Raw genomic sequence first — 8336 nt, forward strand, 5'->3', positions numbered from 1 at the left:
GAAATGAGTCTGAAAGAAAAAACACAATCTCTGTTTGCCAACGCATTTGGCTACCCTGCCACTCATACCATTCAGGCGCCTGGGCGCGTGAATCTTATTGGCGAACACACCGACTACAACGACGGTTTCGTTCTGCCCTGCGCGATTGATTATCAAACTGTAATTAGCTGTGCGCCACGCGATGACCGTAAAATTCGCGTGATGGCAGCCGATTATGAAAATCAGACTGACGAGTTTTCCCTTGATGCGCCCATTGTCGCGCATGAAAACTATCAATGGGCTAACTACGTTCGTGGCGTGGTGAAACATCTGCAACTGCGTAACAATAGCTTCGGCGGTGTGGACATGGTGATTAGCGGCAATGTGCCGCAGGGTGCAGGGTTAAGTTCTTCCGCCTCACTGGAAGTGGCGGTCGGAACCGTATTGCAGCAGCTTTATCATCTGCCGCTGGACGGCGCACAAATCGCGCTTAACGGTCAGGAAGCAGAAAACCAGTTTGTTGGCTGTAACTGCGGGATCATGGATCAGCTAATTTCCGCACTCGGCAAGAAAGATCATGCCTTGCTGATTGACTGTCGCTCACTGGGGACCAAAGCAGTTTCCATGCCGAAAGGTGTGGCTGTCGTCATCATCAACAGTAACTTCAAACGTACCCTGGTTGGCAGCGAATACAACACCCGTCGTGAACAGTGCGAAACCGGTGCGCGTTTCTTCCAGCAGCCAGCCCTACGCGATGTCACCATTGAAGAATTCAACGCCGTAGCGCATGAACTGGATCCGACAGTGGCGAAACGCGTGCGTCATATCCTGACCGAAAACACCCGTACCGTTGAGGCTGCCAGCGCGCTGGAGCAAGGCGACCTGAAACGTATGGGCGAGCTGATGGCGGAGTCTCATGCCTCTATGCGCGATGATTTCGAAATCACCGTACCGCAAATTGACACTCTGGTAGAGATCGTCAAAGCTGTGATTGGCGACAAAGGTGGCGTACGCATGACCGGTGGCGGATTTGGCGGCTGTATCGTCGCGCTGATCCCGGAAGAGCTGGTGCCTGCCGTACAGCAAGCTGTCGCTGAACAATATGAAGCAAAAACAGGCATTAAAGAGACTTTTTACGTGTGTAAACCATCACAAGGAGCAGGACAGTGCTGAACGAAACTCCCGCACTGGCACCCGATGGTCAGCCGTACCGACTGTTAACTTTGCGTAACAACGCAGGGATGGTAGTCACGCTGATGGACTGGGGTGCGACTTTACTTTCAGCCCGTATTCCGCTTTCCGATGGCAGCGTCCGCGAGGCGCTGCTTGGCTGCGCCAGCCCTGAATGCTACCAGGATCAGGCTGCGTTTCTGGGAGCCTCTATTGGTCGTTATGCCAACCGTATCGCCAATAGCCGTTATACCTTTGACGGTGAAACCGTAACGCTTTCGCCAAGTCAGGGCGTCAACCAATTGCACGGCGGCCCGGAAGGGTTCGACAAACGCCGCTGGCAGATTGTGAACCAGAACGATCGTCAGGTGCTGTTTGCCCTGACTTCAGAAGATGGCGATCAGGGCTTTCCGGGGAATCTCGGCGCGACGGTGCAGTATCGTCTGACCGACGATAACCGTATCTCTATTACCTATCGCGCCACGGTTGATAAACCTTGCCCGGTGAATATGACTAACCACGTCTATTTCAACCTCGACGGCGAGCAGTCTGACGTGCGCAATCACAAACTGCAGATTATGGCGGACGAATATCTGCCAGTTGATGAAGGCGGCATTCCGCACGACGGTCTGAAATCTGTCGCCGGGACGTCTTTTGATTTCCGCAGCGCCAAAATCATCGCCAGTGAGTTTCTTGCCGACGACGATCAGCGCAAAGTGAAAGGTTACGATCACGCGTTCTTGTTACAGGCCAAAGGCGATGGCAAGAAAGTGGCGGCGCATGTCTGGTCAGCAGATGAAAAATTGCAGCTGAAGGTCTACACCACCGCTCCGGCTCTGCAATTCTACTCCGGCAACTTCCTCGGCGGTACGCCGTCACGGGGAACCGAACCTTACGCCGACTGGCAAGGACTGGCGCTGGAAAGCGAATTTCTGCCAGACAGTCCGAACCACCCTGAATGGCCGCAGCCGGACTGCTTCCTGCGCCCTGGCGAAGAGTATTCCAGCCTGACGGAATATCAGTTTATTGCTGAATAATTTTAAGCCCTCGTGATGAGGGCTTTATCCTCATATTGCTCAAATCACCAGCAAACACCGACATATTTGCAACTCAATATTCACAACAACCTTACACTGCGACACTATTTTCGCTATGGTTATGCGTAAGCATTGCTGTTGCTTCGTCACGGCAATATAATGAGAATTATTATCATTTAATAATGATTTGAGGAGTAAGTATATGGCTGTAACTAAGCTAGTTCTGGTTCGTCATGGCGAAAGTCAGTGGAACAAAGAAAACCGTTTCACCGGTTGGTACGACGTGGATCTGTCTGAGAAAGGCGTAAGCGAAGCAAAAGCAGCAGGTAAGCTGCTGAAAGAGGAAGGTTACAGCTTTGACTTTGCTTATACCTCGGTGCTGAAACGCGCTATCCATACTCTGTGGAATGTGCTGGACGAACTGGATCAAGCATGGCTGCCCGTTGAGAAATCCTGGAAACTGAACGAACGTCACTACGGTGCGTTGCAGGGTCTGAACAAAGCGGAAACCGCTGAAAAGTATGGCGACGAGCAGGTGAAACAGTGGCGTCGTGGTTTTGCGGTGACTCCGCCGGAGCTGACTAAAGATGATGAGCGTTATCCGGGTCACGATCCGCGTTACGCGAAGCTGAGCGAGAAAGAACTACCGCTGACTGAAAGTCTGGCGCTGACCATTGACCGCGTGATCCCTTACTGGAATGAAACCATTCTGCCGCGTATGAAGAGCGGTGAGCGCGTGATCATCGCCGCTCATGGGAACTCCCTGCGTGCACTGGTGAAATATCTCGACAACATGAGCGAAGAAGAGATTCTTGAGCTGAATATCCCGACTGGCGTGCCGCTGGTGTATGAGTTCGACGAGAATTTCAAACCGCTGAAACGCTACTATCTGGGTAATGCTGACGAGATCGCAGCGAAAGCAGCGGCGGTGGCTAACCAGGGTAAAGCGAAGTAAACGTCATTCGTTTAAAAATGAGAAAGCCGACTGCAAGTGAGTCGGCTTTTTTGTTGCTAACAATGGAGCACATTGCCTGATGCGACGCTGCGCGTCTTATCATGCCTACGGTGATTAATCGGATACGCCACTCTGGCGGTGCATCCGACAATTAAACCTTACCCGCGACGCGCTTTTACTGCATTCGCCAGTTGACGTAACAGAGCATCGGTATCTTCCCAGCCGATGCAGGCATCGGTGATGCTCTTGCCATAGGCCAGCGGCTCACCGCTTTCCAGACTCTGGTTCCCTTCCGCCAGGTGGCTTTCCACCATCACGCCAATAATAGCTTTTTCGCCACCGGCAATTTGCTGGCAAACGTCAGCGCAAACTTCCATCTGCTTTTTGAACTGTTTGGACGAATTTGCATGGCTGAAATCGATCATCACCTGCGCCGGTAAACCCGCCTTGTTCAGCCCTTCTTTCACTTCAGCAACGTGTTTCGCACTGTAGTTAGGCTCTTTACCGCCGCGCAGAATGATATGGCAATCACCGTTACCGCTGGTATTCACAATTGCTGAATGCCCCCATTTCGTTACGGACAGGAAGCAGTGCGGCGCACCGGCGGCATTAATGGCATCGATAGCCACTTTAATCGTACCATCGGTGCCATTTTTAAAACCTACCGGGCAAGAAAGACCAGACGCCAGCTCGCGGTGCACCTGCGATTCGGTTGTACGTGCGCCAATTGCGCCCCAGCTCATCAGGTCAGCGAGATATTGTGGGGTGATCATATCGAGAAACTCACCCGCCGCTGGCAGACCGCTGTCGTTAATATCAAGCAGCAATTTACGGGCTATACGCAGACCGTCGTTGATCTGGAAGCTGTTATCCATATGCGGATCGTTGATCAGCCCTTTCCAGCCCACCGTGGTGCGCGGCTTTTCAAAATAGACGCGCATAACGATTTCCAGCTCGTCTTTCAGCTCTTCACGCAGCGCCAACAAGCGAGTGGCATACTCTTTAGCAGCTACCGGATCATGAATTGAGCAAGGACCAATCACCACTAACAGGCGATCATCATTACCTTTCAGGATCTTATGGATCGCTTTTCGGGCATGGGCAACCGTATTCGCGGCATTTTCGGTAGCGGGGAATTTTTCCAGCAGTGCGACAGGTGGAAGTAACTCTTTGATTTCTTTGATACGTAAATCGTCGTTCTGATAATTCATGTCTGTTCCAGTGTTGCCATACTTATCTTAGTGAATGCAATCCCTCCAATCTATATCTTCCGTCAGAATGTGTAAACGGGGTTTTACACTATGAACGGATTAATCCTGGAATTAGCAAGAAAAACGCCAGATTGTCGCGAATAACGAGATCTGACCTACAATTTCTAACTGTAACTTCTCTGTTTATTAATTTTTTCAAGATTCTCTGCTGGATTTATTCTTCTGGCTGAAATCTTAAACCATTACCTGATATTCACCTGCAAATGCACTGTTGGAAGAGGTTATCCGACATAACGACCATAACAGGAGCATCCTATGAAAATGACAAAACTGGCCACACTTTTTCTGACTGCCACTCTAAGCCTTGCCAGCGGTGCCGCACTGGCCGCCGATAGCGGAGCGCAAACCAATAATGGCCAGGCAAACGCCGCAGCTGATGCGGGTCAGGTTGCCCCGGACGCCCGTGAAAATGTCGCACCAAATAACGTCGACAATAACGGGGTAAATACCGGTTCTGGCGGCACAATGTTGCATCCGGATGGTTCTTCAATGAACAATGACGGCATGACCAAAGATGAAGAGCACAAAAATACGATGTGCAAAGATGGTCGCTGCCCGGACATTAATAAAAAAGTACAAACTGGCGATGGCATCAACAATGATGTCGATACCAAAACCGACGGTACTACGCAGTAACTCTGCCAAAAAGCCAATACCGGGAGAGCAGAGTCTCTCCCTTTTAATTTTTCCCCTCTAAAAGCGGTATGATGTCATAAAGTTAAGTGAGATTAATTAAGGGATGACTCGTCATGGCGCACTCACACACATCTTCACACCTGCCAGAAGATAATAATGCTCGTCGCTTGTTGTATGCTTTCGGCGTGACTGCCGGGTTTATGCTGGTTGAGGTTATTGGCGGTTTTCTCTCAGGTTCTCTGGCGTTGCTGGCCGACGCAGGACATATGCTTACCGATACTGCTGCCCTGCTTTTCGCCCTGCTTGCCGTACAATTTTCTCGTCGTCCGCCCACCATTCGCCACACTTTCGGCTGGCTCAGGTTGACCACACTCGCGGCGTTTGTGAATGCCATTGCCCTGGTGGTGATTACCATTTTGATTGTCTGGGAGGCGATAGAACGCTTCCGCACGCCGCGTCCGGTCGAGGGCGGCATGATGATGGCAATTGCCGTGGCTGGGTTGCTGGCAAATATACTTTCTTTCTGGTTACTTCATCACGGCAGCGAAGAGAAAAACCTCAACGTGCGAGCAGCGGCACTGCATGTGCTCGGGGACCTGCTGGGTTCGGTTGGGGCTATTATTGCCGCGTTGATTATTATCTGGACCGGCTGGACACCTGCTGACCCTATTCTCTCGATACTGGTGTCGCTTCTGGTTCTGCGCAGCGCGTGGCGGTTATTGAAAGACAGCGTGAATGAATTACTTGAAGGTGCGCCGGTGTCGCTGGATATCGCTGAACTGAAGCGTCGTATGTGTCGGGAAATCCCGGAAGTCCGCAATGTGCACCATGTACACGTGTGGATGGTGGGTGAAAAGCCAGTAATGACGCTGCATGTGCAGGTGATCCCGCCACACGATCATGACGCGTTGTTGGATACGATCCAACATTATCTGATGGATCACTATCAGATTGAGCACGCCACCATTCAGATGGAATATCAACCTTGTCATGGGCCAGACTGCCACCTTAATGAAGGAGTGTCTGGCCATTCACATCATCACCATTAATGAGATAGCGCGCGTGAACCTCTTTCGCGTGCGCTGTTGATCCACATCCGGCTGCCGTTGAGCGCAATAAAGGTCAGGATGATGTACTCCAGAGACATGGCGTAAACGCCCTGAAGTGCAAAAATAACGACGCTAATCACGTTAATAATCACCCACAACAGCCAGTTTTCCACATACTTACGCGTCATCAGAATCATTGCCACGATAGATAACACCATCATGCAGGAATCCCAGAACGGGAAAGCGTCCGGTTGCAGTTCAGGCATCGCAACCTGTAATCCTAATGCTTGCATGATCATGACTGCCACGCGGGTCAAAAATGCAAACACCGGATTGATAAATACCGTCATCAGACCAATAGCAATGACACAAACCGCCAGCCAGGTTAATGCCTTCGGCAATGGTAACCAGCGAATTTTCAACTCCGCCTCGTTCTGACTGGTTTGTCGCGACCACGCATACCAGCCGTAAATATTCGCGGCAAAGAAAAACACCTGTAATAGCAGGCTGGCATACAGCTGAATCTGAAAGAAAATAATGCCAAACAAGGTGACGTTGATCAGGCCAAAGAAGTAGTTGCTGATCTTCTCCAGACTGGCAAGGCCAATACACAGCAACCCGGCGATCGTGCCTACCGCTTCGATCCATGAGAGATCATAACCGCCCGCCCCTATTGGTATATGTACCAGGATATTCTGTACACTAAAAAAATCCATCTTTCCCCCAAAGCGTAACGTTACGCCTTATTATTCGTTATCCACGTAGTGTAGCCGCAAATTCCAGCATACGATTGAGCGGCACCAGCGCCCTCTCTCGCAGCCTTTCATCAACATGAACCTCGTGATTGCTTCCTTCCTGTTCTAATGCCTCTGCGATGGCCTGGAGGCCATTCATAGCCATCCACGGGCAATGCGCACAGCTACGGCAGGTTGCTCCCTCGCCAGCGGTTGGTGCTTCCAGTAACTCTTTGTCTGGCACCGCCTGCTGCATTTTGTAGAAGATACCCCGGTCAGTTGCCACAATAAGGCGCTGATGCGGCAATGTTTTCGCAGCATTGATCAACTGACTTGTGGAGCCGACCGCATCCGCCATATCGACAATAGCTTGTGGTGATTCCGGATGCACCAGTATGGCTGCATCAGGGTATTGTTTTTGTAAGCGGGTTAACGCCTGAGTCTTAAACTCATCATGCACAATGCAGGCGCCTTGCCAGCATAAAATATCTGCGCCCGTCTGTTTTTGTACGTAACGCCCCAGATGTTTGTCTGGTGCCCAGATGAGTTTTTCACCCAGACTATCCAGATGATCAATGAGTTCAACAGCAATACTTGAAGTTACCACCCAGTCTGCTCGCGCTTTTACCGCAGCAGAAGTGTTAGCGTAGACCACAACAGTACGATCGGGATGGGCATCACAAAATGCGTTAAATTCTTCAATTGGGCAGCCTAGATCCAGTGAACATTCAGCCTGAAGTGTCGGCATCAGAATTGTCTTTTCCGGGCTGAGAATTTTGGCGGTTTCTCCCATAAATCTCACCCCGGCTACGAGTAGCGTTGAAGCGGGATGTTTGGCACCAAAGCGCGCCATTTCTAAAGAATCAGAAATACAGCCGCCAGTTTCTTCCGCCAGCTGTTGAATTTCGGGATCGGTATAGTAGTGGGCGACCATCACCGCATTACGTTCTTTTAGCAGACGTTTTATTTTCTCGCGATAATACGCTTTTTCATCAATGCTTAACGGTGTCGGCTTCGGGGGGAAAGGATAAATCGCCGCTTCAGGATCAAACATCACGCTCATCTTGCCATCTCGTTTTACAGGCTTAACATTTAGACCGACATAAAGCGTAATATTCGCCACTATCGGTTTAATTTGTTTTATATGCTAAACAAGATAGCCGAATGGTGGAGAAAAGTCACTCGAATTACGTATGAGATGCCGGATGCGATGCTATGTAGCTTACTCCACCGACGTAGAGTTGTTTGCACAGCAAGCACGAAGTATGTCATCAGGTTTAAGAATTGAAATTGAGGGATGCTTGAATAGCAAAAAGGCACCTTTAGGGTGCCTTTTTACATTGGTGGGTCGTGCAGGATTCGAACCTGCGACCAATTGATTAAAAGTCAACTGCTCTACCAACTGAGCTAACGACCCCTTGCGGGATTATGCTGCTTTAATCATTCAGGATGGTGGGTCGTGCAGGATTCGAACCTGCGACCAATTGATTAAAAGTCAACTGCTC

At 50.4% G+C, this 8336-nt stretch carries 8 protein-coding genes and 1 tRNA gene; 5 read left to right on the forward strand and 4 right to left on the reverse strand.

Going from position 1 to position 8336, the window contains the following annotated elements; genetic code table 11:
• Positions 1-3 precede the first annotated feature (3 nt).
• The 3 genes from galK to gpmA all read left to right on the forward strand — a co-directional run bounded on the left by galK (position 4) and on the right by gpmA (position 3141).
• Positions 4-1152: a galactokinase gene (galK, locus tag BEG40_RS08745; RefSeq protein WP_105285247.1), complete on the forward strand. Its 1149-nt coding sequence runs from the start codon at positions 4-6 to the stop codon at positions 1150-1152.
• Positions 1146-2186, forward strand: a complete 1041-nt coding sequence (galM, locus tag BEG40_RS08750) for a galactose-1-epimerase (protein ID WP_000931407.1) — start codon at positions 1146-1148, stop codon at positions 2184-2186. Before galK ends, galM begins: the two co-directional genes overlap by 7 nt.
• Positions 2187-2388: 202 nt before the next feature.
• Complete coding sequence (gpmA, locus tag BEG40_RS08755) at positions 2389-3141, forward strand: 2,3-diphosphoglycerate-dependent phosphoglycerate mutase (protein ID WP_001295305.1); 753 nt, start codon at positions 2389-2391, stop codon at positions 3139-3141.
• Positions 3142-3299: 158 nt separating this feature from the next.
• Here gpmA and aroG read toward each other — a convergent pair whose 3' ends face one another.
• A complete protein-coding gene (gene aroG, locus BEG40_RS08760) occupies positions 3300-4352 on the reverse strand; it encodes a 3-deoxy-7-phosphoheptulonate synthase AroG (protein ID WP_001109203.1) in 1053 nt (350 codons plus the stop codon).
• A 315-nt stretch (positions 4353-4667) separates the two neighbouring features.
• Here aroG and BEG40_RS08770 point away from each other — a divergent pair, with 315 nt between their 5' ends.
• Entirely contained in the window at positions 4668-5048 is a 381-nt protein-coding gene (locus BEG40_RS08770; RefSeq protein WP_000784348.1) for a YbgS-like family protein, read from the forward strand.
• 113 nt (positions 5049-5161) lie between these two features.
• Positions 5162-6097 carry a CDF family zinc transporter ZitB gene (gene zitB, locus BEG40_RS08775; RefSeq protein ID WP_000951314.1) on the forward strand — a complete coding sequence of 312 codons (936 nt, stop codon included), beginning with the start codon at positions 5162-5164 and terminating at the stop codon, positions 6095-6097.
• Here zitB and pnuC read toward each other — a convergent pair.
• The 3 genes from pnuC to BEG40_RS08790 form a co-directional block, all read right to left on the reverse strand.
• The gene (gene pnuC / locus BEG40_RS08780; protein WP_105285248.1) at positions 6094-6813 is read right to left on the reverse strand and encodes a nicotinamide riboside transporter PnuC; all 720 of its coding nucleotides are present in this window, start codon (positions 6811-6813) and stop codon (positions 6094-6096) included. The genes zitB and pnuC overlap by 4 nt on opposite strands.
• Before the next feature lie 37 nt (positions 6814-6850).
• Positions 6851-7894, reverse strand: coding sequence for a quinolinate synthase NadA (nadA, locus tag BEG40_RS08785; RefSeq protein WP_105285249.1), 1044 nt, complete (start codon positions 7892-7894; stop codon positions 6851-6853).
• 278 nt (positions 7895-8172) lie between these two features.
• Positions 8173-8248: transfer RNA gene (locus BEG40_RS08790), tRNA-Lys, on the reverse strand.
• Positions 8249-8336: the final 88 nt, after the last annotated feature.

It is taken from the genome of Escherichia sp. MOD1-EC5495 (genome assembly GCF_002965965.1).
Classification (GTDB): domain Bacteria; phylum Pseudomonadota; class Gammaproteobacteria; order Enterobacterales; family Enterobacteriaceae; genus Escherichia; species Escherichia ruysiae.

Coding starts and splice junctions, on each gene's coding strand:
- galK (WP_105285247.1), top strand. CDS start 4: ATGAGTCTGAAAGAAAAAACACAATCTCTGTTTGCCAACGCATTTGGC.
- gpmA (WP_001295305.1), top strand. CDS start 2,389: ATGGCTGTAACTAAGCTAGTTCTGGTTCGTCATGGCGAAAGTCAGTGG.
- aroG (WP_001109203.1), bottom strand. CDS start 4,352: ATGAATTATCAGAACGACGATTTACGTATCAAAGAAATCAAAGAGTTA.
- BEG40_RS08770 (WP_000784348.1), top strand. CDS start 4,668: ATGAAAATGACAAAACTGGCCACACTTTTTCTGACTGCCACTCTAAGC.
- zitB (WP_000951314.1), top strand. CDS start 5,162: ATGGCGCACTCACACACATCTTCACACCTGCCAGAAGATAATAATGCT.
- pnuC (WP_105285248.1), bottom strand. CDS start 6,813: ATGGATTTTTTTAGTGTACAGAATATCCTGGTACATATACCAATAGGG.
- nadA (WP_105285249.1), bottom strand. CDS start 7,894: ATGAGCGTGATGTTTGATCCTGAAGCGGCGATTTATCCTTTCCCCCCG.